Source organism: Undibacterium sp. Di24W (assembly GCF_049340325.1).
Lineage (GTDB): Bacteria > Pseudomonadota > Gammaproteobacteria > Burkholderiales > Burkholderiaceae_D > Undibacterium.
This window is the reverse complement of record NZ_JBMPOP010000002.1, coordinates 138,446-161,918: the sequence shown is the minus strand read 5'-3', so window position 1 is coordinate 161,918 and position 23,473 is coordinate 138,446. Positions and strand designations below refer to the sequence as shown.

The window sequence follows — 23,473 nt, the reverse complement described above, 5'->3', positions numbered from 1 at the left end:
ACTAAGATTTACTTTTAGCAAGCTTCGTGCCAAGAGAAAAGGTGAAGGTATGCATGGGCGGCGATGACGATAATGAAGATAGCTTTTGGTGTTTGATTCACCAGAGTGTGGTATTGCCAACGTAACTTACATGTCAGTTGAACTCGTGTTCAACATGTAAAATACACGAGGCGTGTTAACCCATGTGGTCGTCGGTTTGCTTTAAGGTTTTCGTTTGATGTTATGCTAAAGAATACACAATGGTAAATTGGTGTTATTGAGTATTAATATCTGATCTTGCTATTTTTCGGCCCGTTAATCATGGTGGGAAGTAGTCTGCCCTCGGCAATCTTGCCATCGGATAATTGTCCATGTCCATCGCTGCCCCAGCCATAGAGTTCGCCGTTTATATTCATCGCAATGGCAAAATCGTAGCCAGCGCCGACCGCACTCCAGATTTGTGTTTTGTCGACTAATTGAGGTTTAGAGTGCGATAAGCCATCTGCTAATCCCAGTGCTTTGGTTGAGTTTAATCCCCATGACCACAGACTACCGTCGCGCGCTATGGCAACGGTAAATCCAGTTCCTATCGCGACATCGATCCACGTTCCTTGATTGAGTTGGGTTGCGTGAGATGGATCAATTGCACTTGTTTCTTTGAACTGATCGTCGTCGCCATTGCCGAGCTCTCCGTAGCGATTTCTTCCGTAGCCCCACATTTTATGATTTTCATCTAAGGCGATGACATGATTTGCATTGTCACGACAGACTACGCGTCGCATCTTTGCTTGTGTCGGTACGTTGACCAGTGTGATAGACGCGGGTCGTGGACTTTGCTCATTTGGTCGTACCACATTCCCCCCAAAATCCAATTTTGCACTAGGCTCACTGCGCCACCAGCCGCCTTGAGCATCAATCGCATTAAGATTGCCTTCGCTCACGCAAAAGTCGCGCCACTCGTTTGCCACATTCATCGGTTTTATCTCAACCGTAAAAGCGCCGCGCTTACCTTGCTCATCTAAACTGCCATTGAAGAAATCGGCATCTCGCCACGCCCAAAGCAGTCCGTTGTTATCGATACCAGCGACTAGCCCCCAGTGTTCTTCTACCTTGCGCCAACGTTTGCCATTAAAGACCGGCAGGTATTCGCCAAACTTGGTCGTGAGATTATTTTCAACATCGGCGAAACCGCGTCGCCATAATTGCGCATCTTCGGTAATGAGATAGGAAGCGGTGCTGCCGGTATGGACAGCGAGCACATGATCTGGATTGCCTATGTCAATCGCGCCGGGGAGATCACCGAGGTAGTCAGCTCCAAGTTGTCGTTCACTATTATTTCCCCAACCATAGACTTTATCGTCATCGCTCAAGAACACGATATGGTCGTTTCCAACGCTGAGTAACCCTGGCCTGTGTTTAGCGACAAAAGCTGATACTTCGGGTGCTGCACTTACACTCACAGCGACTGTGGTTTTTGCTCTAGTACGGTTTTGCTGCAGAAGAATGACTACACCGACGATACAAAAAATCAGGAGGACGAGAATGATTTTACGCACATTGAGTCTTTCATTTAATGAAGCCCACATCGCTGCAATAGTGGCCGAATGCTGAATTTGTGGCGTAGGACGCTGGTTAGCTAAATAGGGCGAGCACGATCGTTCTGCCAGCCCTATATTTTTTCAGTTCATTTGCTGTGCATCTTCGATCGCACCACATGCAATTTTTTATAGCTATCAATCAAACGCTGATGTCTATCCAAGCCTTCGAGTTTCATGCTAGTTGGTGTCAAACCATAGAAACGCACACTGCCTTCTAGTGAGCCATATACGGCATCCATACGTTCATTGCCGAACATGCGGCGGAAGTTATGTTCGTAATCATCGTGATCGAGTTCGTCATCTAACTCGACTTCTAACACCACATTCAAAGCTTGATAAAACAAACCACGTTCGACGGTATTGTCGTTGTATTGCAAGAAGGCTTGCACTTGATCGTGTGCTTCTTCAAATTCTTGTAAGGCGAGATTGATCAGTAGTTTCAATTCAAGTACGGTGAGTTGTCCCCACACGGTATTCTCATCAAATTCGATACCAATCAATGTGGCGATATCGCTGTAGACATCTAGCTCGTTATTTTCTAATCGATCGAGCAAAGCTGATAAGCCATCGTCGTCGAGACTATGCAAATTCAAAATGTCTTGGCGGAACAAGAGCGATTTGTTGGTGTTATCCCAGATCAAGTCTTCAACCGGATATACTTCGGAATAACCCGGCACCAAGATGCGGCAAGCGGTTGCGCCTAGTTGGTCGTACACGGCTTGATAAACTTCTTTGCCCATCTCGGCGAGGATGCCGAATAAGGTGGCGGCTTCGTCTGCGTTGGAGTTTTCGCCCTGGCCTGAGAAATCCCATTCCACAAATTCGTAGTCGGATTTGGAACTGAAAAAACGCCACGAAACCACGCCGCTGGAATCGATGAAATGCTCGACGAAGTTGTTTGGTTCGGTGACGGCGTTACTGACAAAGGTCGGTTGCGGCAAGTCATTGAGGCCTTCAAAACTACGACCTTGCAATAACTCCGTTAAGCTACGTTCTAGCGCTACTTCTAAACTTGGATGCGCGCCGAAAGAAGCAAATACACCACCGGTACGTGGGTTCATCAACGTCACGCACATGACTGGATATTGTCCGCCGAGCGAGGCGTCTTTCACTAACACCGGAAAGCCTTGTTCTTCTAAGCCTTGAATACCTGCCAAGATGCCAGGATATTTCGCCAAGACTTCTTGCGGGACATCAGGCAAGGCGATTTCGCCTTCGAGAATTTCGCGTTTGACAGCGCGCTCAAAAATCTCAGACAAACATTGCACCTGTGCTTCGGGCAAGGTATTGCCGGCACTCATGCCATTACTGGCGAATAGGTTTTCTACGAGGTTGGACGGGAAGTAAACGGTTTCGCCATCTGATAGACGCACAAACGGTAAGCTGCAAATACCGCGCTCTACATTGCCAGAATTCGTATCGATCAGATGCGAGCCACGCAGCTCTTTGTCGGGGTTGTAAATCGCTAAGCTGTAAGCATCCAAAATCTCTTTCGGCAACGCATCCTTTTTACCTGGTTTGAACCATTTTTCATTCGGGTAATGAACGAACTCAGCGTTCGCGATATCTTCACCCCAAAACGAACCTGCATAAAAATGGTTATTGCTGAGGCGTTCGATGTATTCGCCGAGCGCTGAAGCTAGAGCGCTTTCCTTGGTCGCACCTTTGCCGTTGGTGAAGCACATCGGTGAATGCGCATCGCGGATATGCAAAGACCATACATTCGGGATGATATTGCGCCACGATGCGATTTCGATCTTGATACCCAAGCCCGCTAATAAGCTCGACATATTCGCGATGGTTTGCTCTAAGGGAAGATCTTTACCTAGGATATAAGTGGCAGCATCCGCGTCCGGATTTAAAGTCAACAAGGCTTGTGCATCGGCATCGAGATTTTCGACTTCTTCAATCACAAATTGTGGTCCTTCTTGTACCACCTTTTTTACTGTACAACGCTCAATCGAGCGCAAAATACCTTCGCGGTCTTTGGCCGAGATATCCGCCGGCAACTCCACTTGAATCTTGAAAATCTGTGCGTAGCGATTCTCTGGATCAACAATATTATTTTGTGAAAGGCGAATATTCTCAGTTGGAATATTGCGCGTGTTGCAATACAACTTAACAAAGTAAGCGGCACACAAAGCGGAAGACGCCAAAAAGTAATCGAAAGGCCCGGGCGCCGAACCATCGCCTTTATAGCGGATCGGCTGATCTGCGATCACCGTGAAATCATCGAACTTGGCTTCGAGGCGAAGCTTGTCGAGAAAGTTGACTTTAATTTCCATGAGCGTGTTCCAAAAGGCTAATAATTGAATTGACCGCCATTATCCTTGATTCCTTAGCGAGCCGCTCAATTTCGTCTTTGGATGCCTATGATTGTCCGATACGAAGTAACTTATCGCTAAGACTCGTATCAGATGGTGTGTGGGTGTGTCGCCGTACAGACTACGAATAGCGCTTCGCATAGACTTTGTAAAAACACTCATGCCGGCGCTTTGTCAAACCGCAGCGATGTGAACTATCTTTATACCTGCTTTAAAACGGGACTTTTGTAGAAATGACTAGGCTTGTCGTGAAATCCAGCAAAAAAAGCTTGTCGCCTAAAAACCGCTTGAACAATAAATAATGAATATGAAATCGCCCAGCTTCCAGCAAGGAATGCGCTACGTAGTCAACTGCGCGGTGAATGATTGGTTCAAACATCGTGATGCCAGCAAAGGTGCAGCGTTGGCGTTTTATACTTTGTTTTCAATGACGCCCATATTGGTGTTGGTAATTGCAGTGGCAGGTACATTTTTTGGCAAGCAGGAAGCGCAGAGTGAAATTCTGATTCAACTTCGTCAGTTGTTAGGTTCGCAGGGGGCCGAAGCCATACAACTCATATTGAGCGGTGCCAGTGATCAGGTGCAAGGCTTGCGTGCTACGGTGATTGCCACGGTCTTATTGTTATTCGGCGCGACCAGTGTGTTTGCGGAATTGAAAGCCAGTCTCGATGAGATTTGGGAGCTCCCGACCGCAGTTGAGATGAGATTTCACTATGGGACTTATTGCGTACGCGTTTGTTATCGTTTGGCTTGGTACTGGTGCTGGCGTTTTTGATGATGGTGTCGCTGGTGCTCAGTGCCGCACTTGCCGTACTAGAACGCTACTGGGGAGGTATCTGGAAAGATGCGGCACCGCTTCTCTCCGCTCTAGCGGGATGCATTGGTTTTAGCGTCATCGCGACCCTGTTTGCCGTGATCTATAAAATGCTGCCAAGAGTACGATTATCTTGGCACGATGTACTCATTGGTTCTCTGGGAACCGCGGGGCTATTCACGCTTGGAAAGATGTCTATAGGTCTGTATATCGGTAACGGCAGCGTCGCCAATAGTTTTGGCGCCGCCGGATCAATCGTGGCGCTGCTGTTGTGGGTCTATTATTCAGCGCAAATATTCTTTCTTGGTGCTGAATTTACACGGCACTATGCTTTGTATTTTGGGAGTCTGAAAAACGCTGCCGTGCCAGCAAAAGCGCTAAGCAAGACTCAAGCTGTTGTGATTTAGACCGATGTCACCATGGGTGCATAAATTCATGCACCCATCAGTCTTTGATCAATATTGCCCGCGTTGTTTAACGCGCGCCCTTGTGATCTTTTTGGCCATCATTTTTATGTCGGCCAGCGACTTCTTTGACTTCTGCCTTCTGCTTTTGCGAATTCAGCGCGTCAGTCTTTGACGGCTGGCCACTCATCTGCTTGGGGTTTTTGTTGGGTGTTTCTTGTTTCATAAATTTCTCCTGAAAGACGATCGGTTTATTAATTGACTAGTTCTTTGGTGCGTTGGTTTGCTAATGCGACACCAACATGAGATACATTGCACGCGTCTGCGAACGAAAACGGTGCGTTAAGTAACATTGCGAATGTGGATTGAGGTCGCCGAGGTAGCCCTTTAGCCGAATGTCACCATCCTGCTTCAAGATTGTTCGAAATATGGATTTCGAATGATTGCAAAGAACGTATATGTGCGAAAAGTAGTTGCAAGAAAAAAACGCCACAAAGCACAAATTATCAATAGTGTGAGCGCCGAATAAAAGATAATTGGTGCTGATAACCGTTTATATGAAAGATAAATCGTAAGTTTGTGTATGCACTTTGACAGGAGACCGAAGATTGAACTGACATTTGACTAAGATTTAAATGTCTTGGTTATTCCCTCGAAAAAAAGGGAACAATTAGACTTAAGCCTAGCGTACTGATTTTGTAGAAAACGTACGAAACTGGCATGAATAAAGTTGACTATTTGGAAGTGCATCCTATAAAGCAGCAATTTGTATTCGGAGACTATATGGCGCAGCGAGATTACTCGGAAGACGAGGATTTTTACGAACAGAATTTCGAACAAGATGGTGTGGTGTCAGTTTGGGCGGGGCTCCTCGGCGATGAGGGCGATACCGAACTCGACGTACTACAAGACATGTGTGGTGTCGGCTATTATCGACTTTCGGATCAAGAGAATAATTGCTTTGATTTTCAGCTGATAGGTTTGAGAGAGTTGTTGAAAGATCTGTCTTATGCAAATACTTTCATAGAAGAAGTGCTGGCTGCGGCAGAGCATAAAGGAATTGCTGAGGCGCGCTGGGTCGTGGTTCAGTATGATTTTCAATATGATCCAACTAAGGTGCTCAGGTCTGTCTTGGAAGATCCTGTGTTTATTGGACATTTTCCCTACTCTGACACCTAGTTTCTCTTTTTTGTTCTGCTGCAATCAAGCAAGACCAATCTTAATCAGCGGCCATGATGACATTTTGATTCCTGCGCGAAGTGAGGCAACATGATGGCTACAATTGGGCTCGTTTTGGCAGGAGAAAATTTGGAAAATTCTGATACGGAATTATGCGTGCAACGACCGCGGTGGATAGAGAACCATTCTCAAGGCGAAGTGCAAACCTTGGGTTGGGATTATTCGATCGAGGACGAGATGAACATTTTCTTTGCGGCTGAAGATAAGGAACATGGGTTACAAAAAATCTGTGGCGCGCTCGCCTCTGAACTGGTTCTGGAAAACGATCTTTCTTCCGCAACGATTGCATGGCGTGGCACAGATAGTTGGGCGTCTATCACGCTTTACCCTCCTGAAATCGTCGGGCGAATTGTCGAGGATATCACTGCGTAATTTAATGAGGTAACACTTCATGACTAATGATGCTCAACGTAAAATCACCGAAGAAGAAGTCTTATTCGTCGAGGAAGCATTTTCTGAGTTTGAAGCAATAGGATCAACTGAGAAGAAGTGTCCTTGGTGTGACGGGAAATCAAACTTTGTCAATGCAGTCTCCGCTTACAGCATTCATTGTACCAAATGCGAATTTAAGGTGACGGCGCGCGGGATTTAGAGAAAAAATGAGTGCGCCTATAAAATGGACCGATCGGCTAACTAGTCCTTCGGCGCTAGGTTTGTTGGACTGCATAGGATGCTATGACTTTGAATGTACATTTGTTTTTGGGAATATTTGAATCGAGAGACGATGTGCTCCTATACTCGGAAGCGCAGTGGGAGCCTGAGCCGAGTGCGGACGCGAGCGAACTGGAGTTCGACACATGGGAGGCTCGCAATCCGATGTGGCAGCTAAAACGCGAGTTGGACGTGTACTTGGATGCAGATTTCGTTGAAACTATCCATGGAGCGCATTTGTTTTCGTATCTCTCGGAACTTCTTGTAGATGCAACCGAAGTCGACGCAATATGGACGAGTGCTACGTTGGAAGCGAATACAGTGCTCTTGATCTTCGACCAGGCACTCGGGGGATTCCCCGTTCGCTTGAGCTCTACCTCACGGCTGGACTATGTGGGTGAATTCCGCTGCCGACCTTTGCGTGGTTTATAAAAAGCGTGCGCGCCTTTTCATTTTTAAATAGGAGCCATATGTCACTCAGCGCTATCGAAAAAGATTGTTTGCACATGATGATCTCTACGGGAACTTTGCTTGGAGTTGAAGATTTGCATACCCTATTTGAGGACGCACTGTCGAGGTGGGAACAATTTCAAGGGCATAGACCCTCGACTTGGGCACCTGTTTTGGGTGGGATAAAAATCGCTGCCGAATTTGAAGTCCCCGCAGAAGCTGCTTTAATTCTAGATGCGTGTCCACCCGAACGAAGGCAGCAAGTTGCGATCGCCTATTTAGCCTGGAACCGTCATGCCTCGACGCGAGAACATGCAAATCCCTATGAGCCTTTGCTTTCATTTTTTCATCACGGTGGTACTTGGTCGCGTCCAGAGAATGGCATCCTTGATATTTATGATGAACTTGGTGGGAAATGTGGCATCTTGACCAAATCGACGTTGTAGTACGATTGAGGACAGTGCGGGTTTCGAGTAAAACTTAAAAAATGTCGCAGGACTTGAACTTCAACAAGGAACAATTCCTACACTTTCTAAAGTAAAAAATAGCCCAAAAACTGCGGTGATTCATTCCGATCGTACATGGACGACGGAGGAACAATATGGCCTTTTACATAAAATTGCGCAAAACATACGAGGATGAAAAGCTAGCCAAGTATAGCTTCGAAAGTGACGGTAAAAATTTTGGAAGCTTGGCAATCGATAAACTGAACGGAAACCTTACACTCCTTGAGGCTCTGCATGGCGACGATGGAAGCGCACAGTTTATTCGGGCTGGGGCGAAACTTCGGAAAGAATGGAAAGAATGGAAAGAAGGCCGCTTTCCCGAAGAGACCGAGTGGGCATCTTAATTGAATGCGGTAAGAAGCCGCTTCCTTGAAAATGAGCATTGATATGACAAAGCAAGGAATTTCCGCAGAAGAATTTTTATTTGGATGTGGGCAACAACTGGAGAATTATTTCATCGAGCAAACGCCCATTTCTGAAATGCTGTGTTACCGAAATAGTGAGGGTCGCGAATTCGATCTGCCGATTCATGATACTGAATTGGCTTTCACTGTGATGGCCCGTTTGAAAGAGTTGGGTGTAGAAATATTGAAACTCGGCTAGATACTTTATGTGATCTTAGTGTCGTGGTTTTGGATAAAGTAAGTCGATGACCGTAAAGATCGGACTATTACTCTTAGTGTTGGTTGGTCGAATTTTTTTAGAAACAAGGTAATCCTATGAATTTAGAGTCATTTAAGAAATCTTTAAACACGTCCTTGGCGGACGCGTGCAAGCAATGTCTGAGCTTACTCAAAACCGAGCTGGCAGATGAGACCATCTATGCGTTTTCCATTTACGCTAGTTCAGGGTTTGTTACGCTTGGTGTTGCTGTGTCGACGCAAGAATCCTTGCATAAACGGAATTTGCTAACGCCGGCAAATGAGGTAGAAAAGTTTGTCCATATGATGGACGCCTCTGAGTGGAAGTATGTGAATTGCCATCACGAATTGTTTGACTCGGTGAACCAATCCATTGATGACTATTACGACTGTCTTTTTGATGGTGAATTTGAAGATCACGATTTCCCAGAAAACGTGACAACAGCAGAGTTAACCAAATTTACAAATGATATTTTTACAGAAGCATTAGTGAACGTCTTGCGAGAGATGAAGCGCAATAACTGTTTTGTCGGCAGTAATTTTGTTAGTGATCTATTACTGGGGCTCCAGTTCGGTGGCCCATCTGCAAGCGGGATCGATGTGATGGAGGCGGTGTCAGCGCAGCTCAATTCAAGAATGTGGCATGAAAAAGTCGTTCAAAATTGTAGTTTTTATCGAACTGGACTACCAAACCAAATCTGAGAGCGCAGGCTGCGATCTTGTGTGAAAACCTAAGCCATGGGTCATCTATTAGTTTTTGAAACTTTGCAGCTATAGGTGATAGTTTTCATGTCAGCATATTTTAGCGTTCGTAAAGAAGGGGGCTTCTGATGTCGGAACGAAATCAATTTGATGATTTGACTAACTATAGTTACAGGATTGCGCCCTTTAGCTTGCAGGGAGTAAAAAATGTAGGATGGCTTAGGCTTGAGTCATCCATTCCGCTTGGTGGTGTTGCGGTCGAAACACTCAGGAAATTGAAAGAAATCGTCACAGGTAACGGAATCTTTAACGCGATAGTCGAGCCAATACGAGAGTCGCCTTGTTGCCCAATATGTGGCGAGCTGGATCTACGCGATGCCAAGGGAAGGTACTTAGCGAATTCCGAACTGTGGATACCTGCGGGTGAAATGATTTACGCATCGCCCATATCGATTTTGCACTATATCGAAGTGCACAACTATAGGCCGCCGCAGGAATATATTGAAGCCATTGAGGCACTCGAACTGTATGACATGTTTATAGCGCACGGCGTCTATCTGGAAAAGTTGGAAGAATCTGGTTGGATTGGTGGCGCAGACTAAAGGCTGTCAATGCTACTGTTCAAGAACAAGAGCAAGGGTAAGGGTGCGAAGCTCAGTCGCCTGAACTTCTAATTACCCAAAGAAATGACATAGCAATCCTTGAACTTGGAGTCTGGGTTTGCATTGAGAAATGCTAGGATAAATTTATGAATATAGAAGCTATTTTTGATCGCTTGGGCGGTATTTACGCGATCTATGGTGAGGGATTCCAGCCCTTGAGTGAAACGGAGATTGAAAACTTGGAAACAAGTCTTGATTGCCGTTTTCCAGACGCGTATCGGCAGTTCTTATTGAAGTATGGTGCCTCAAGTTTTAATGGTACTTCTGACGACGACCCTTTTGTCTATTTTCGTTCTATTACGCCATTGCCAGACTATATTGCAGATGGTGGATTGGCCATATTCGATGCATTTTTTGGGACGAATAATGGTGCGAAGCAGGGGTATAGTCTATTGACGCGTATTAATTTTTATAAGGAACGTATGCCAGCGACGCTGATTCCTATTGGTGATGATGGTGGTGCGGGTCTGATCTGCCTAGGAATTGGCGGAAATGACTATGGACAAATTTTTTATTGGGATCAAGCAGACGAAGCACTCAGTGAAGAGGACTATTTGGAGGACTATGAGGAGCCACGTCCACCTGAGGCCTTGTATCAAAACCTCTATTTGGTGGCGAGTTCATTTACTAATTTTTTGAAACAATTGCAGCTGTCGGAAAAGAACTAATCGGTGGTTTTTATGCTTGGCATTGAATCGTCCAAGTCAGTGTCTTATAGGTTTCATCATGTATTAGTAAGGGCAAAAATGTATCCAAGACTTATATTCGCAATGATACTGATGGGGATTTTATCCTCGTGCCAGCTTGCTATGCCAAGTGCTAGGGTGCAAAGCGAAATGAAGCTTCATCGTCATCTAGGCGATTATATTATTTCTAAATTACAAATCGGTATGTCTGAAAAGGAAGTTGATAGAGTACTTATCGAACTGAAACCATTGATTATCGGTGAGTATGCCATGCATATTCGATCTGAAAATGATGTGTTTTACCGCTATCGCCAAGACTATTTTCCTAGAGACCTGCTAACGAATATCGCGATAGGAAAGCACTTCAAAAGCCTGCAGTATTGGACACACTATACAGGCAAAAATATCGGCATCTTGGAACTCTATTTTGATGATGAAACCAAGCAATTGCGTGGATGGGTCAATATGAATGATTACTTTCGTGATAAGTTCTTACACGAACGACTGACCTCCAAATTAAAAGTAACGCATGAGTCGCGTGGTCAAATGACCAGAACGCAAGTGCTTGAATTACTAGGCCAACCGACTAGAACCGCCTTACCTGCGAAGCAGGAATCACGTGAGTTGTATGAGGACCATTTTTGGGAATCGCATTCGTTTGTGTCACCGACCGCAGAATCGACTAATCAAATGGATGTCTACGAATACGACATGGGCAACGGAAAGAAGCGGCAAGTCTATGTGGCCTACACTCGCGCGAACGATAAATTAGTTTTTTATGGCTACGACCACGCATGGGAAGAAGCTGAGCGTTATGCACGTGAGCGGGCAAAGTAAAAGCGACGAAGACGAAAAATTATTTATATCAAGGATATCCAATGGATTGGAAACGCGAACTGGTGATTGCTCAACTTGTTAAACAGAAAATTGCTGACGTCGATGTCGATCAACTTTGGGAAAGCACCTTACCTGAGGTAGCTGCCGTGGAAGCACAACTCCATGTCCTCGAACAGCGATTGGATCATTCTTTGGATCCACAGTATCGTGCGTTCTTGTTGCACGCAAATGGTTGGCGCGCTTTCATGCAGTACATTGATGTATTCGGCGTTGGTGATTTTGAAGGCGGCCCACGCGCAAAACGAGCCAACCAGCTGATTGCCTCGCTAGAGCCTATCGAGCCAATTTGTGGCTTTTGTATGAAAGATTTAATGCCTATTGCCGTGTCGTCACTCGATATCGACGTGATGCTGATGACACGTCCACACACCGCATCGCCAGGTAAGATATTTTGGTTTGCGGGCGGTCTGATTGATAGCTTTACCGGGTTCGATGATTGGTTTCTAGCGATGGTTGATTACAACCGTCAAGAATATCAGCGCCTTGTTGGAGATGCTAACGCCTGATTGCAGAAGCAAGTTTAAGGAAAAAATACAAGACCGTTAAAGAAAAATAAGGCGTTTAGACTTCGTGTGATCAACCCAGGATTTATGTTGATCATAGCACTGCTGATGACTCATCTCGTATTCTCTAGCACGCAGGAGCCGATCAAGCTGCGTCAAAATTTAGGAGTACAGATCATTGAGGGTATTCACACCGCGATGACTAGCTTACTCAGGCTGAGGCCATACAGGAGGATGAAGTTCACGACTGGCGTACGCTACCTGATTTGTCTTTACTGCATCCAATAAGATTTCTAGGTAGTTTGGATTGTCTCGAATCTTCGCAATCTCTTCCTTGCTAAGTCGAATGCTGACGTCAATCTCGACCACCCCACCAATTAAGTAGGTCAAGATCCAGTCAGTGCCGTTGTCCATCAAGACATGTGACCAAGCTTGCTCTGCTATTATCTTCATTTCTCTCTTCCCCTTACCTGAGTCTGCCCGTTCTTATTACTCAATCAGCGCTAGCGTTTTCATGCGAGGTTTGATAAACAAGTAAAGATCTTTATTGACTGCGTGACAGTCTGACGGTACCACTTTCTACTTCGTCACAAAATGCACTTTTTTCTAAGATCAATCAGCAATACGCCCGGAATCTCTTGCAAAAAATCGATAGTAAAAATGACGTGATTCGTATAGGTTTTAGATTCATCATCGCCAAACAGTACGCTTATCCGACGATCAATATTGTCAATGCCTGGCGACGGATTACTCTTGAGCATTTTAGAAATTTCTATCGAGTCCTGAGCAACATCTGGTCCCTCGTCGTAAAAGAATCGGATCCACCACTTGTCATCCCATGTCACTAAAATGTTTTTTTCACTTTCATCAAACGGATCTTCTTCTAGCTCGAAAATAAAGACACTTTCATCTGTTTTAGAAAAGAACAAGCGTAGGTTGCCTAGGAGTGAGGATAGGGTGATTTCTGGACTGTCTTTACTCAGCAAGGCATAAATTGAATAAGCCATCGATATCTCCTATTAGTTTGATTTAGACATGCGCAAGTTCACTGCTTTGTAGTTCAATAGATGTTGAGCCAATTCCGCATCACTCTCGGCCTTTTGCAATTTTTCTCAGCCTGCGTATTGGTGATCAATGGTGACCAATGATGACTTCGCATCTAAATTTCTATCTTTGTCTCTAAAAATTCCAAGTACTTAGGATCATCTTCTAGGAGTATATCCAATCCTCCACCCATGTACGTTCGAGTGAGCTCATCTGCTGCTTTGGTCAAATCACCCTTTTCAAAATATAGTTGCCCCAACCGAAGATGTATGTACGGCTTACCCAAACCTTGGGGGCATTGGATCGCGTTGTAAAAACACATAAATGCCTCTTCGAAACTACCTAGTCGAAAGTGCGCATCACCAATCGCCACGTAGATCCATATCGCAGGTGTATATTATTTGCGATCCTCTGGAATGCAATGTAAAGCAGACATGAACTTTTTACTCGCAGCTTCGTAATTTCCTTGCGTCATAAGATCATCACCTTCTTGGCAGAGAAGCTTAATCTTTTCATGGATAGTGTCTGGAAGTTGATTTGTCATTGAGATCGCTCCGTACTAAATATCAAGTGTTTGATCATCGAAATTCACCCTGAGTATCGAAATTTTTGGTTCGTTCACAGTACTAAATTTGCGCTCTTGTTTTTAGAAACCTTAGGTACTTAGTATCATCGTTGAGAAAAATGTCTTCCCCGCCGCCCATGTAAGCCCTGATCAATTCATCAGCTGATAAATCAAGTTCACCTGCTTCGAACAATACTTGGCCTAATCTTAAGTGAATAAAGGGGTTACCTATTGCGCCTGGACAAACCATCGCATATTCGAGCGCCTGACGAGCTGATTTAAATTTATCGATCAGAAAGCATGCGTCACCAATCGCCGCCAGTATCCATGTCGACGCCTCCCACTGATTTTTCGGCTCAGGCACTAGTTGCCATGCCCTATCATACTCAGCGACCGCTGCCGCGTGCTCTCCTTGCGCAGCGAGTGCATCACCGATCGCACAGAGATGTTTAATTTCAGCGTCAATTGATTCATTAAGTGCTAGCGATGCTGTGGGCATGATTGATCACTTCCAAATTTTAAAAATGTTTGGTAGATGATGCTCTACCCTAGCTATTCCGCTTACCATAAACCGCAGCGATCTGCGGTGGCATGCCATATTTATAGAAAAAATCGTACTTACCCGCGCTACTCATTTCGAAATCAAACCAAGTCCATTTTTCATCTTGTCCCGTGGGTTGCGTGTTGTGAAGTTGCTCAAGAATGTCTAGCGCTTCAAGCGTGAGATCAAATTGTTCCCTAACGCCACGTGAGAAATAGATCGCGACAAACATCTGGTGATTCTCACCTTCCACAGTCATGTTTTCATAGTGAACTTTGACTACGTCCCACTCTACCTCCATTGTCGAGCCAAGCTCATAGGCAAATTTTTCTTGAAGTTGAAACATGTTCATTATTTTTCCTTATTTCTAATAGTTGAGAAAAGCCGTGATTCGATTAGCGTACTGCTGTGGGTCGCGGCGTTAGCAAGAAGCAAAAACCGTTGGAGGCCTTGGCGATAATTTGCCCTTTGTCGTTAATGCTTTCGGCATCTTCTAACACGATGCCGATTGGTTTTTTGACGAGCGAATTTAGATCGCGCATATTGTTGCCGTTGGCGCCAGTCACAAAAGCGTGCAGATCAAAATTTTCTGTGGCGCTCCAGCCGACCACTTGGCCACTGCTGTTGATATTGTTGGCTTGACTATTGCCGTCGCGTCTCAAGCTACCCAAATCACGCATATTTTTTCCGTCGGTATTGGTGATAAATGCGCGATCTACTTCACCCTTGGCACTAGATTTTCCAACAATTTGTCCGCTTGCATTGATGCCATAGGCAAAACTAGTGCCGTTGAAATTGCCGTCAGTGCCATTGCCTAGCAAGCTGCCAAGGATTCTGATCTGCATTGTGCTCAAGTTCAGCAGTGCTGCATTAAATCTAGGATTACTTTTTTGGTCTACGGAGACCGTGCCGATGATTGTGCCGTTGTCATTGAAATTACTCGGCTTGAAGGCCTCAGGCAGCTTCTTCATATCGTTGCCGCTACCATCGACGATAAATAGATGAGTATCCCCGCCTAGTTGGTCAGCTTTCAATATGACTTGCCCTTTGTTATTGATACGTCGGATTTCATTGCTAATCCCGCGACCAGCGCCTACTTCACGGGCGTCCCGTCCGAGAGGGGCGGTGATGAACGCGCGGTGGCTGTAATCTTCTAAAGAAACATGACCTACTACCTGTCCACCGGCGTTTATCCCTAGCGCATAGCTACTTTTGCTTTCTGGAGTTGCAAGTGCAGTGATACCGATGCCATTGGGCCCCGTCATAAACGCGCGGCTATTTCCGTCTTTTGTGTCCGCGTAGCCGACTACCTGGCCTTGCTCGTTAATAGCACTGGCATGGCAAGTTTTGCCGCCTAAAGTGCCAATATCACGCATGCTATATTCATCGTTGGGCGCGGCAGCTCTCGTGTCTTCAAAGTTAGTATTGCTCGCATTTCTTGGCATGATATCCAGAAACAATTTAGCTTGCGGGTCGCCAATTTTTACCCCTTTGGCAAACCAGAGCGCCGCTTGCTGATCGTCCTTGTTTAGCCATTCGCCGAGGTAATACGACACGCCCAGGAAAGTAGGCGCATCGCGATCACCAAGTTCGGCCGCTTTTTGGAACCACGTTAAGGCGAGTTTGGTGTCCGCAGGTGTGCCAACACCCATTGCATACATGCCTCCGAGCGCGAGTTGTGCTCGGGTGTTGCCTTGTTCCGCGAGTTTTTTAAAGCTAGCCAGTGCGCTCTTATGATCGCCTTTGGCCGCTGCTTCTCTTGCTTGCTCCAGACTTTGCGCGCACAGGGTGCTGGAAAATGTCAACGTCAGCGCGATGAACATTGATTTAAATTTGATTGAGTCTGAGGAGTTCATTAGTTTTCCCAGGTTTTATTTAAAATCGTTAAAAAATCATAAGGATTGGGAGGCAATTCCCGGCGACGAATAACTGTGGCTTGACCGTCAAATTCTGGCATAAAGGTAAATTCCGACTTTAACTTTTTACCACTTTTAATCGATTTCCTTCACCATGCCAATTCCCTCCACATAGGAATGGAAGCTTTACGAGACTTTCTTTATGCGCCGGTGATGGCTCAGAGTTTATTTTGTTTAAGCCAAGGCTTGAGAAAAGAAGCATAACGTGGCAGGAGAAAAAAGGAAAATGAAACGTGGGGGGCAACAAGTATCCGACTTATGTTTATCTATAATTGATTGCATTATCAAAAGTACTATATTATCTCCCCTACATACGTGCTAGACACTTAGGTGCTATTTTCGAATTTAGTTTTCGGCTTACAACAAAGAATAGCGCCGGTTGTAAAGCCTGATTGCGTAAGGACCGATGCAAGCCCAAAAGCCCTAAGCAAAGGACTATCATCATGGCGAACTAGATCCGCCATCTATGTTTGAATCCGCATTTTTTAGTGCTATTGGCTTGGCATTTGCAATGTCACTAAGCTCTACTTATGGCGAGGAATTTTTCCGCTGGTCATAAGATGCAATTTAAAAGTGCCACTATCATCGGGATAGCCAAATCTCGAACCTAGCCTGATCTCAGGAACTTAATACGCGCTAAATAGGACAAAGAAGTAGCTACTACATAAAAAATTAACGCTAAGCTAACGAGTTATGAATTATATTCTGCTCCGGATTAGCTTATCCCATTGTCCCCCACTTTAACAACGAAACGAACATGCATTCCATAAAATATGTCTACTCTTTGAGCGCCTTTGCCACGGCATTAGTTGTCTCTACGACCCAAATCGCTGCCGCGCAAAACGTCCAGTTGTCTCTACAGGGGCAACGTTTTAGCGCGCACCAAGCTGCGACACCGCTAGAAAGTAACGTCACGATTCCTGCCAACGTAAAGATTACATTGGGTCAGAGCGGCGCATTCAAACAATATACGAGTACATTTTTTCCTGGCGATATTGAATTTCGTTTTCTGACGGTGGGGGATCACAATGGTGCCGCTAGTTTTGATTTGCTCGGGTGGCGCACTGGTGTTGAATATGATGTGCTCGATGCTAAAGGGGCATTGGAAACACGTGCAGAAGCATATTTTTTAGCGCCTAACTTGCTGTTAAAAGCGGGAACGAATCGGCAAGCAATGACGACGCCACCTGAATGGCAAGCAAACTATCAGTTCGAAAGTTTCCTCGATCAAGCTGGACGCCCTGCGACCGTCGTTATCGATAAGAGAACCGGGGAAGTCGTGAGTGCTCGTAGCGCCAATCTCCTCTATGAATACCAAAATTATCTCGGTGATAAATCCACACGGACGGCACAATCGATTAAAGTCAAAGCGGGCGGCAATCTTGTTGCTGACTGGCAAGCTGTACAGATTACTGAACTAGTTGAGATCAATGAACAAGAATTCGTTCACCCAAAAGGCTACCAAAAACGCCAAGCGCTTGGTACCTTGCGAGTCGAAAAAATTGCAGATAATACTTATCGCATTGATGGCTCAGTTTCTGGCTATCACACGCATTTCGTAGTCGGTGAGAAAAGTATCGCCGTATTCGACACGCCGATTTTTCCGAACGAAATCACTCGGGTCAAAAGCTTGATTCAAGACACTGCGCCAGGCAAATCAATTTCACATATTGTGTTTTCTCATACCCATCGGGACCACATTGGCGGTGCTGCACAGCTCGCACAAGAGGGGACTCAGATCATTACAGGTAAAGAAGGTAAGCTCGCGATACTTCGCCAACTTGGCGATAAGCTCAATGCCAATACCATTGAAGCTATCAGTCCGACCACTATTGATCTCGGTGGAAGACAAATTCAAGTTATCCCCGTGCCCAGCTCGCATGCGTCCGAGATGTTGATTGCCTATGATCGACAATCAAAAACTCTATTTCAAGGTGATTTCTTTATGATGCCAGATCTTGGCCCCGCGCCAGTAGGCTTTACCGTCAATCGTGAATTAATGCGGCACTTAACTGCATCGGCATTAGTGCCAGATCGTATCGTTAGCGTTCATGGTCGTGTCAGCACAATGCAAGAGTTAATGCAAACAGTCACTTTATTGGACGCAGAAAAAAAGAAAAAATAGAATTCGAATTTTAATAATTCAGTCTATTCCCAGTTCTGCGAAAACGGCACTAGTCATCGGTGCCAATTCGGAACTGGGAGAAGTACCCCAATTGCTAGGTCGAGGTCGAACTACGTGTCATTCTGGTTTGCAGAAATGGCGATCGAGATGAACCTGGGCGAACTGATTTTATTGAGGCGAGTTGGAGTTAGCATGTAGCCGAGCTGCGTTATGTTAACCGCTTATCGCCCCGCATTACTACTTAAACCTAAGAATCTTCCTTTGGTCATAAAATGCTTCTAGACCATTTCATTACACATTACAGTGCGTGCTTCTTTCTATTTTTAGTTGAAAATCAGCAATTATGAATAAAGCTTCAACACCAAGTTTAATGCAACGAATGCACGATTTACCAAAGACAATCCGCTCGACCAATGTATTCGTGAATCCGCAAAAAAAGCTACGTAATGGCTGGTGGATTGCGATCTACTTCTTGCTGTTAGCAAGCATGTTAGTACCGCTGAGCATCTGGTCACGTGAAAATGGTGGAGCGATCGCCATGTGGCAGCAAGCCCTAATCAGCTTGATCGCGGCGTTCGTCTTGCAGCTACTACGACGTCAACCGATATCAGAAATGTTCGGGCGATTTGATTTGAATTGGCTTAAAGATTTTGGTATTGGCAGTCTGATGGGGAGCGTCCTGATGTTACTGCCAGCTTTGTTTTTATTCGTTGGAGGCTGGGTCACTTGGCGTGCAGGCACGATCACGAGTACAGAACTACTGTCTGCCCTGATGATGTGCGCAGCGGTTGCTATTGCTGAAGAAGTTGTTTTCCGTGGCGTATTCCTACAACGTCTTAAGGCGGGCGTCGGTATCTGGCCAGCACAAATTTTCGTGGCCGCTTATTTTTTATTGACCCATTCGGCCAATCCAGGTATGGACGAGCATGTTCGCTTGTTGGCCAGTGTGAATATTTTTCTGGCGTCGATTTTGTTTGGTATGACTTATTTGAAGACGAATAGCTTAGCTATGCCTCTAGCCTTGCACATGATGGCAAACTTCGTACAAGGCAGCATCTTGGGTTTTGGTGTGAGCGGCCATAATGAAGCGGGTTTGATGCAGGCTCTACTTGGCGCTCACCCTGTTTGGCTGACTGGTGGACAGTTTGGGTTGGAGGCCAGTGCGCCAGGTCTAATCACTGTCATTCTGTTCATTGCGTTGGTAGCGAAAAGAAAGAGTGTTGAATTGGCTTGATAGGTCGCAGTCACATTAACTATAAGCGCTAAATAGTGCTTAGCGCTTGTTAGCAGATGCAGTGCGACCTATTATTGACTGATAGATTTCGGGATAGATCCTCTTAACATCATACTGACCAGACTGCACGCCTTTAATAAAGGTCAGGCATGCAGTCTGATCTTTTATAAGACTTAGCTTTAACTGGCTCAATTGTTTCTCTCTTGATTTCAAGGTTTTTTCCTCCCAAGCGGACGCAACTTGCTGTGGCGAGGTGCGATCATTTCCAGCAACAAACACGTAAAATGCAGTTCTGCCCGCTTCAACTGGCACGGTAAAATCTTGATTGCGAGCTTCCAGATCTATAGCGCTTTTAGCCGCCATATCTGCCGTCTCTTGGAAAGTCGAACCACAATAGTTCAGGGCTGCTTTGACATCCCCGATAAAGTTGATAGCACCTAGAGACTTTGCATATTCCGCAAATTTTGGGTCATTGGAAATGGGAGAGGTTTGAGCCCAGCTCATTCCAATTGCCGAAGTCATCATGGCAAAAAAAATGGCAGTTCGACAGACGCTTTGGAAATTTTTCATAAACTTAATGATTTTGATTGGAACAGTTGAACAAACGCAACGACGCGCATCCATTATGAGATTTTTTGATTTAATTGTGGAATATTTCTCTAGGCTTGTCGGCTGATGTTGATTTCGTTCCGACCGGTGCACACAGTGCAGTGCTAGGGGAGAGTTGGGTTTCGTTAAGACCCGTATTTGATCAATAAAGCGGCAAAGATCCCGACCACCGCGATCTTTTGATCCGCTGGCAGTGCTGGATTTAGCCATGCGTGTCCCGGTGTGTGAGCTAATTCTATCGCGCCCATGTTGCGCCCATAGTCATCGACTCTAAAGCCGTAAATTCCAGCGATACGCATGTTGTCTGGGTGATAGTTGCCATACGAATAGGCACGTACAGCGTATATCACTGGAGTGCTGGCTCTAGTTGCAACATTCGCTGCCTTGCGTTATGTTGTGCAAGCGAGCCAACTAAATGTTGTTCAGTACGTCGTCAGAACCTTAAGGAATCACCAGTATCATGAAGTCCCATGTAATCGCAGCAAGTTTAGTGACGCTCTTAAGTCTTAATCTGCCAATATCTAATTGCATAGCAGCCCAAGACGACGTTGCAATATTGTTCGTCACGAGACAGGGCTTGGGAAATAATCTTTCAAGCATAGGTACAGCTACCGCATTCCGCACCGTGACATACGCGACGATTGCGAAAGAGCTAGGCGAGGTCAAAGCCCGCGAATTGATCAAGATTGAAATAGATCGACTACTACCAGTCTACCAAAAGCGTTGGAATAGGAATCTCGCACTTTCATACTCTGAATTTTTGACTCCAGAGGAACTTACATCGGTAGCCACCGAGGGAAAATCTTCAAAGTACTTCAGCAAGTTTCAATCAAAGCAAGCCGAAGTCGGAACAAGCATGCAAGCTAAGTCAACATCAGTTCTTACCGAATTCGTGAGTGAAGTGCTAAAGAGCGCTCAAGCAAAGGCCTTCGCTAAATGAACATAAGAGGTGATCATTTGGTGGGGAATTCTGCTTTGGGCTTTTGCTTCCTAGCTGTGATTACGAATTCTTGTTGGCGTCATCACCGATAAAAGCATCGCCCACAAACATGTTGATAGCGTTCATTACCACCAATATCAATTTGCTCTCCAGCAGTGATACGTTTGCCTTGTTCATCAACGCGGATGTTCATAGTCGCTTTTTTGCCGCAAGCGCAGATGTTCTTTAGCTCTTCTATCGTGTCTGCCAAGGTCATTAAATAGCCCGAGCCGAGAAATGGTTCGCCCAAAAAGTCGCTGCGTAGTCCGTAACAGATCACCGGAATGCCGCGTACATGCGCGAGTTTATGTAGCTGCTTGACCTGCTCAGATGATAGAAACTGCGCCTCATCGACCAGGATGCAATTGACCGCTGGTGCGCTGGCGAAAAAATCAAAGTCGGCATCGAAAGTGGCGGCGTCGCGTTGTGGGCCTAGACGCGAAGTGATTTTCCCCTCGCCATAGCGGTTGTCGATGGCGGCGGTGTATAAGCAAACACTCTGTCCTTGTTCTTCGTAATTGTGTGCTACTTGTAGTAAGGCGGTGGATTTACCGGCATTCATTGCCGAATATCGAAAATATAACTTTGCCAATTCTGTATTCCTGTGAGTGTATGTGTGCGACTTTAGGCGGATCACTGTCAAAAATTATCTAAAACAAATTCGTGAGCAGAAACCGCCTATTATAAAGGTGGACTAGCTTCTTGAGCGTGCGGAGAGGTCGAGACTATTCACTAGCTGGCGCCCGGAACCACCCTTCTTTAGGCACTATCTTTTCCTTCTCAGGATCAGCCCTATAATGCGGCGACATAATCTGTACGTTGTACTCATTAAAGACATCTTGAATATTCGCATGCAAGGCGCTCATGACTTCGGCGCGAGGTACAGGATCACCAGGTACGGCCTGACAGATCAACAGATACTCAGGATAAAAATCCGAGAGTGCAGTTTGAAATACTTTCGGTCTTGGTTCGCTTAAGACGCTGGGTGTCCTGCGTGCGGCTTCAATCAACATCGCTTCGACCTGACGCCAAGGCGTATCGTAGCCGATGGTGACTTTGGTATCAATCACAAAGCCAGGGCCTTCCACTGCGCGTGAATAATTCTTCGTCACATTGCCCAATACCAGTGCATTTGGTAGCGTGACTTCTAATCCCATACCGTTACGTAGCCGTGTCGTGAACATGCCTAGATCAGTGATGGTACCTTCGTGTCCATTCACATGAATAAACTCGCCGGTCCGATAGATGCGGGAATAAGTCAGAATTAAACCACTGGCTGCCTGCGCAATTAAACTAGAGGCACCGAGTGAAATCATCAAGCCCACCAGAACTGAGACGCCTTTAAAAGCTTCAGTACCAGCGCCGGGCAAATAAGGATAGGCCATTGCTAGCGCAAACAGCCAGACCGCGACTTTGGTAATACGGCGTGTCGGTGCAACGACGTCTGCACCTAGCCAGGATATTGTCAAGACGCCATTTTCTACACGTTCAAAAAAAGCGTTAAAACCCTGTACTACCAATTTCGCCAGAAAGAAAATGATACACGCAGTAAACAGATCAGGAATCGCCTTAAGCGCCGCACTGGCAATCGTGCCAGCAACACCGAGCAGATAAGTATTGAGCTGTTCACCTAGGGGGCGGGTAAACGGAAATTGTGACAGGACAAAACTCAGCCATTCGTAGCTCAATAAAAAAATCACTACCCAGGACAACCATTGCAATAAACGGCGCAAACCGCTTTGTATGTGATCGCGTTTGATCAAATTTGCTTGGACTAGTTGATGACCATCGAGCTTGTCACGCGCCACAGACAATATCTTGGCAACAGCGGCGCGGCGCAATTTAAACAACATCCAAAGCAGGCCAATAAAAATACAAGACGCCAACAGCGTATAAGCACTGGCACGTAACATACGATCTAGGCTGCGGCCTTCCTGAGTTTCTTTGAGCACCAGATTGATGCGTGCAACGGCTTGATTCGCGACGCTAGCTATTGTCTCTTGTTGAAATGGGTCAACATCATCAGGGGCGATATAGAAGCTGCCGGCACCATCAATCTGGATTAATTTTCCCGGTGGCATATCGGCGACAGTGATTTTATGGTCACCGGGGTTGGCCAGTTGCTGGCTAATGCGACGTTGCGCTCGACGCGCCCGCTCTTCAGGTTCTATGCCTAGAACTGTGCTGCGAAAATGAATGATGTCGCGATTTAGTACGGTCAAGCTGACTTCTCTACTAGCGGTCGGTGTTGTGGGCGAGGGCGTTGGTGTCGGGATAGCTGTCGTATCCGCTGCCACGGCAAATGGCATAGCGAAAACGAGTCCCAGAGCGCAGAAAGAAGCACGAAAATTTCTATAGTTCATGACGGATACTGTTCATAGTTGAATAGATGAAAATACTTACT

At 45.7% G+C, this 23,473-nt stretch carries 30 protein-coding genes; 17 read left to right on the top strand and 13 right to left on the bottom strand.

Translation table 11 applies throughout. The features are described from left to right. Positions 1-263 precede the first annotated feature (263 nt). On the bottom strand, positions 264-1,535 hold the full coding sequence (locus ACO0KZ_RS04170; RefSeq protein WP_422993050.1) for an RCC1 domain-containing protein: 1,272 nt from the start codon (positions 1,533-1,535) through the stop codon (positions 264-266). 128 nt (positions 1,536-1,663) lie between these two features. Beyond that, complete coding sequence (locus tag ACO0KZ_RS04165) at positions 1,664-3,862, bottom strand: OsmC domain/YcaO domain-containing protein (protein ID WP_422993048.1); 2,199 nt, start codon at positions 3,860-3,862, stop codon at positions 1,664-1,666. 340 nt (positions 3,863-4,202) lie between these two features. On the opposite strand from ACO0KZ_RS04165, the gene ACO0KZ_RS04160 reads away from it, so the two are divergent. Both ACO0KZ_RS04160 and ACO0KZ_RS04155 read left to right on the top strand, forming a co-directional pair. After that, entirely contained in the window at positions 4,203-4,676 is a 474-nt protein-coding gene (locus ACO0KZ_RS04160) for a YihY/virulence factor BrkB family protein (protein ID WP_422993046.1), read from the top strand. Then, positions 4,625-5,122 carry a YihY/virulence factor BrkB family protein gene (locus tag ACO0KZ_RS04155; RefSeq protein WP_422993044.1) on the top strand — a complete coding sequence of 166 codons (498 nt, stop codon included), beginning with the start codon at positions 4,625-4,627 and terminating at the stop codon, positions 5,120-5,122. Before ACO0KZ_RS04160 ends, ACO0KZ_RS04155 begins: the two co-directional genes overlap by 52 nt. A gap of 67 nt (positions 5,123-5,189) precedes the next feature. Here ACO0KZ_RS04155 and ACO0KZ_RS04150 read toward each other — a convergent pair whose 3' ends face one another. Next, a complete protein-coding gene (locus ACO0KZ_RS04150; protein ID WP_422993042.1) occupies positions 5,190-5,345 on the bottom strand; it encodes a hypothetical protein in 156 nt (51 codons plus the stop codon). Between the two features lie 494 nt (positions 5,346-5,839). Between ACO0KZ_RS04150 and ACO0KZ_RS04145 the strand changes: the two genes are divergently transcribed. The 12 genes from ACO0KZ_RS04145 (at position 5,840) to ACO0KZ_RS04090 (ending at position 12,059) form a co-directional block, all read left to right on the top strand. After that, positions 5,840-6,298: a hypothetical protein gene (locus ACO0KZ_RS04145; RefSeq protein ID WP_422993040.1), complete on the top strand. Its 459-nt coding sequence runs from the start codon at positions 5,840-5,842 to the stop codon at positions 6,296-6,298. A gap of 90 nt (positions 6,299-6,388) precedes the next feature. Continuing rightward, positions 6,389-6,730, top strand: a complete 342-nt coding sequence (locus ACO0KZ_RS04140; protein ID WP_422993038.1) for a hypothetical protein — start codon at positions 6,389-6,391, stop codon at positions 6,728-6,730. A gap of 19 nt (positions 6,731-6,749) precedes the next feature. Continuing rightward, positions 6,750-6,950, top strand: coding sequence for a hypothetical protein (locus ACO0KZ_RS04135; protein WP_422993036.1), 201 nt, complete (start codon positions 6,750-6,752; stop codon positions 6,948-6,950). 134 nt (positions 6,951-7,084) lie between these two features. After that, the gene (locus ACO0KZ_RS04130) at positions 7,085-7,441 is read left to right on the top strand and encodes a hypothetical protein (protein WP_422993034.1); all 357 of its coding nucleotides are present in this window, start codon (positions 7,085-7,087) and stop codon (positions 7,439-7,441) included. 38 nt (positions 7,442-7,479) lie between these two features. After that, the gene (locus tag ACO0KZ_RS04125) at positions 7,480-7,905 is read left to right on the top strand and encodes a hypothetical protein (RefSeq protein ID WP_422993032.1); all 426 of its coding nucleotides are present in this window, start codon (positions 7,480-7,482) and stop codon (positions 7,903-7,905) included. A gap of 155 nt (positions 7,906-8,060) precedes the next feature. Beyond that, positions 8,061-8,309, top strand: coding sequence for a hypothetical protein (locus tag ACO0KZ_RS04120; protein ID WP_422993030.1), 249 nt, complete (start codon positions 8,061-8,063; stop codon positions 8,307-8,309). A gap of 25 nt (positions 8,310-8,334) precedes the next feature. Continuing rightward, positions 8,335-8,568 (top strand): hypothetical protein, encoded by a 234-nt coding sequence (locus ACO0KZ_RS04115; RefSeq protein WP_422993028.1) that lies wholly within the window; start codon positions 8,335-8,337, stop codon positions 8,566-8,568. Positions 8,569-8,684: 116 nt separating this feature from the next. After that, positions 8,685-9,308 (top strand): DUF4303 domain-containing protein, encoded by a 624-nt coding sequence (locus ACO0KZ_RS04110; protein ID WP_422993026.1) that lies wholly within the window; start codon positions 8,685-8,687, stop codon positions 9,306-9,308. A 128-nt stretch (positions 9,309-9,436) separates the two neighbouring features. Then, positions 9,437-9,910, top strand: a complete 474-nt coding sequence (locus ACO0KZ_RS04105) for a hypothetical protein (protein ID WP_422993024.1) — start codon at positions 9,437-9,439, stop codon at positions 9,908-9,910. Positions 9,911-10,056: 146 nt separating this feature from the next. Next, the gene (locus ACO0KZ_RS04100; RefSeq protein ID WP_422993022.1) at positions 10,057-10,638 is read left to right on the top strand and encodes an SMI1/KNR4 family protein; all 582 of its coding nucleotides are present in this window, start codon (positions 10,057-10,059) and stop codon (positions 10,636-10,638) included. A gap of 168 nt (positions 10,639-10,806) precedes the next feature. Then, entirely contained in the window at positions 10,807-11,493 is a 687-nt protein-coding gene (locus tag ACO0KZ_RS04095) for a hypothetical protein (protein WP_422993020.1), read from the top strand. Between the two features lie 41 nt (positions 11,494-11,534). Further along, complete coding sequence (locus ACO0KZ_RS04090) at positions 11,535-12,059, top strand: SMI1/KNR4 family protein (protein WP_422993018.1); 525 nt, start codon at positions 11,535-11,537, stop codon at positions 12,057-12,059. 204 nt (positions 12,060-12,263) lie between these two features. Here the strand turns inward: ACO0KZ_RS04090 and ACO0KZ_RS04085 are convergent, their stop codons facing one another. The 6 genes from ACO0KZ_RS04085 to ACO0KZ_RS04060 all read right to left on the bottom strand — a co-directional run bounded on the left by ACO0KZ_RS04085 (position 12,264) and on the right by ACO0KZ_RS04060 (position 16,062). Then, positions 12,264-12,509, bottom strand: a complete 246-nt coding sequence (locus tag ACO0KZ_RS04085) for a hypothetical protein (RefSeq protein WP_422993016.1) — start codon at positions 12,507-12,509, stop codon at positions 12,264-12,266. 134 nt (positions 12,510-12,643) lie between these two features. After that, complete coding sequence (locus ACO0KZ_RS04080; protein ID WP_422993014.1) at positions 12,644-13,063, bottom strand: hypothetical protein; 420 nt, start codon at positions 13,061-13,063, stop codon at positions 12,644-12,646. Between the two features lie 434 nt (positions 13,064-13,497). Next, on the bottom strand, positions 13,498-13,644 hold the full coding sequence (locus ACO0KZ_RS04075; protein WP_422993012.1) for a hypothetical protein: 147 nt from the start codon (positions 13,642-13,644) through the stop codon (positions 13,498-13,500). An 82-nt stretch (positions 13,645-13,726) separates the two neighbouring features. After that, positions 13,727-14,164, bottom strand: a complete 438-nt coding sequence (locus ACO0KZ_RS04070) for a hypothetical protein (RefSeq protein WP_422993010.1) — start codon at positions 14,162-14,164, stop codon at positions 13,727-13,729. A gap of 49 nt (positions 14,165-14,213) precedes the next feature. After that, positions 14,214-14,558 carry a hypothetical protein gene (locus ACO0KZ_RS04065; RefSeq protein WP_422993008.1) on the bottom strand — a complete coding sequence of 115 codons (345 nt, stop codon included), beginning with the start codon at positions 14,556-14,558 and terminating at the stop codon, positions 14,214-14,216. Positions 14,559-14,601: 43 nt separating this feature from the next. Then, a complete protein-coding gene (locus ACO0KZ_RS04060) occupies positions 14,602-16,062 on the bottom strand; it encodes a hypothetical protein (protein ID WP_422993006.1) in 1,461 nt (486 codons plus the stop codon). An 817-nt stretch (positions 16,063-16,879) separates the two neighbouring features. On the opposite strand from ACO0KZ_RS04060, the gene ACO0KZ_RS04055 reads away from it, so the two are divergent. Beyond that, positions 16,880-18,247 (top strand): MBL fold metallo-hydrolase, encoded by a 1,368-nt coding sequence (locus tag ACO0KZ_RS04055; RefSeq protein WP_422993004.1) that lies wholly within the window; start codon positions 16,880-16,882, stop codon positions 18,245-18,247. Positions 18,248-18,590: 343 nt separating this feature from the next. Continuing rightward, a complete protein-coding gene (locus tag ACO0KZ_RS04050) occupies positions 18,591-19,481 on the top strand; it encodes a lysostaphin resistance A-like protein (RefSeq protein ID WP_422993002.1) in 891 nt (296 codons plus the stop codon). A gap of 39 nt (positions 19,482-19,520) precedes the next feature. Here ACO0KZ_RS04050 and ACO0KZ_RS04045 read toward each other — a convergent pair whose 3' ends face one another. Together ACO0KZ_RS04045 and ACO0KZ_RS04040 are read right to left on the bottom strand one after the other, a co-directional pair. Next, the gene (locus tag ACO0KZ_RS04045; RefSeq protein ID WP_422993000.1) at positions 19,521-20,105 is read right to left on the bottom strand and encodes a hypothetical protein; all 585 of its coding nucleotides are present in this window, start codon (positions 20,103-20,105) and stop codon (positions 19,521-19,523) included. A gap of 110 nt (positions 20,106-20,215) precedes the next feature. After that, positions 20,216-20,440, bottom strand: coding sequence for a hypothetical protein (locus ACO0KZ_RS04040; RefSeq protein ID WP_422992998.1), 225 nt, complete (start codon positions 20,438-20,440; stop codon positions 20,216-20,218). 110 nt (positions 20,441-20,550) lie between these two features. Here ACO0KZ_RS04040 and ACO0KZ_RS04035 point away from each other — a divergent pair, with 110 nt between their 5' ends. Beyond that, positions 20,551-21,030, top strand: a complete 480-nt coding sequence (locus ACO0KZ_RS04035; RefSeq protein WP_422992996.1) for a hypothetical protein — start codon at positions 20,551-20,553, stop codon at positions 21,028-21,030. Between the two features lie 82 nt (positions 21,031-21,112). On the opposite strand, the gene ACO0KZ_RS04030 is transcribed toward ACO0KZ_RS04035, so the two are convergent. Both ACO0KZ_RS04030 and ACO0KZ_RS04025 read right to left on the bottom strand, forming a co-directional pair. Then, positions 21,113-21,661: a thymidine kinase gene (locus ACO0KZ_RS04030; RefSeq protein ID WP_422992994.1), complete on the bottom strand. Its 549-nt coding sequence runs from the start codon at positions 21,659-21,661 to the stop codon at positions 21,113-21,115. Positions 21,662-21,794: 133 nt separating this feature from the next. Further along, positions 21,795-23,432: a mechanosensitive ion channel family protein gene (locus ACO0KZ_RS04025; protein WP_422992992.1), complete on the bottom strand. Its 1,638-nt coding sequence runs from the start codon at positions 23,430-23,432 to the stop codon at positions 21,795-21,797. Between the last annotated feature and the right edge of the window lie 41 nt (positions 23,433-23,473).

What these genes read in the sequence shown, in the direction of transcription:
- ACO0KZ_RS04165 (WP_422993048.1), bottom strand. Translation starts at nt 3,862, where the DNA reads ATGGAAATTAAAGTCAACTTTCTCGACAAGCTTCGCCTCGAAGCCAAG.
- ACO0KZ_RS04160 (WP_422993046.1), top strand. Translation starts at nt 4,203, where the DNA reads ATGAATATGAAATCGCCCAGCTTCCAGCAAGGAATGCGCTACGTAGTC.
- ACO0KZ_RS04150 (WP_422993042.1), bottom strand. Translation starts at nt 5,345, where the DNA reads ATGAAACAAGAAACACCCAACAAAAACCCCAAGCAGATGAGTGGCCAG.
- ACO0KZ_RS04145 (WP_422993040.1), top strand. Translation starts at nt 5,840, where the DNA reads ATGAATAAAGTTGACTATTTGGAAGTGCATCCTATAAAGCAGCAATTT.
- ACO0KZ_RS04140 (WP_422993038.1), top strand. Translation starts at nt 6,389, where the DNA reads ATGATGGCTACAATTGGGCTCGTTTTGGCAGGAGAAAATTTGGAAAAT.
- ACO0KZ_RS04135 (WP_422993036.1), top strand. Translation starts at nt 6,750, where the DNA reads ATGACTAATGATGCTCAACGTAAAATCACCGAAGAAGAAGTCTTATTC.
- ACO0KZ_RS04125 (WP_422993032.1), top strand. Translation starts at nt 7,480, where the DNA reads ATGTCACTCAGCGCTATCGAAAAAGATTGTTTGCACATGATGATCTCT.
- ACO0KZ_RS04120 (WP_422993030.1), top strand. Translation starts at nt 8,061, where the DNA reads ATGGCCTTTTACATAAAATTGCGCAAAACATACGAGGATGAAAAGCTA.
- ACO0KZ_RS04110 (WP_422993026.1), top strand. Translation starts at nt 8,685, where the DNA reads ATGAATTTAGAGTCATTTAAGAAATCTTTAAACACGTCCTTGGCGGAC.
- ACO0KZ_RS04105 (WP_422993024.1), top strand. Translation starts at nt 9,437, where the DNA reads ATGTCGGAACGAAATCAATTTGATGATTTGACTAACTATAGTTACAGG.
- ACO0KZ_RS04100 (WP_422993022.1), top strand. Translation starts at nt 10,057, where the DNA reads ATGAATATAGAAGCTATTTTTGATCGCTTGGGCGGTATTTACGCGATC.
- ACO0KZ_RS04095 (WP_422993020.1), top strand. Translation starts at nt 10,807, where the DNA reads ATGAAGCTTCATCGTCATCTAGGCGATTATATTATTTCTAAATTACAA.
- ACO0KZ_RS04090 (WP_422993018.1), top strand. Translation starts at nt 11,535, where the DNA reads ATGGATTGGAAACGCGAACTGGTGATTGCTCAACTTGTTAAACAGAAA.
- ACO0KZ_RS04085 (WP_422993016.1), bottom strand. Translation starts at nt 12,509, where the DNA reads ATGAAGATAATAGCAGAGCAAGCTTGGTCACATGTCTTGATGGACAAC.
- ACO0KZ_RS04080 (WP_422993014.1), bottom strand. Translation starts at nt 13,063, where the DNA reads ATGGCTTATTCAATTTATGCCTTGCTGAGTAAAGACAGTCCAGAAATC.
- ACO0KZ_RS04075 (WP_422993012.1), bottom strand. Translation starts at nt 13,644, where the DNA reads ATGACAAATCAACTTCCAGACACTATCCATGAAAAGATTAAGCTTCTC.
- ACO0KZ_RS04070 (WP_422993010.1), bottom strand. Translation starts at nt 14,164, where the DNA reads ATGCCCACAGCATCGCTAGCACTTAATGAATCAATTGACGCTGAAATT.
- ACO0KZ_RS04065 (WP_422993008.1), bottom strand. Translation starts at nt 14,558, where the DNA reads ATGAACATGTTTCAACTTCAAGAAAAATTTGCCTATGAGCTTGGCTCG.
- ACO0KZ_RS04060 (WP_422993006.1), bottom strand. Translation starts at nt 16,062, where the DNA reads ATGAACTCCTCAGACTCAATCAAATTTAAATCAATGTTCATCGCGCTG.
- ACO0KZ_RS04055 (WP_422993004.1), top strand. Translation starts at nt 16,880, where the DNA reads ATGCATTCCATAAAATATGTCTACTCTTTGAGCGCCTTTGCCACGGCA.
- ACO0KZ_RS04050 (WP_422993002.1), top strand. Translation starts at nt 18,591, where the DNA reads ATGAATAAAGCTTCAACACCAAGTTTAATGCAACGAATGCACGATTTA.
- ACO0KZ_RS04045 (WP_422993000.1), bottom strand. Translation starts at nt 20,105, where the DNA reads ATGGATGCGCGTCGTTGCGTTTGTTCAACTGTTCCAATCAAAATCATT.
- ACO0KZ_RS04035 (WP_422992996.1), top strand. Translation starts at nt 20,551, where the DNA reads ATGAAGTCCCATGTAATCGCAGCAAGTTTAGTGACGCTCTTAAGTCTT.
- ACO0KZ_RS04025 (WP_422992992.1), bottom strand. Translation starts at nt 23,432, where the DNA reads ATGAACTATAGAAATTTTCGTGCTTCTTTCTGCGCTCTGGGACTCGTT.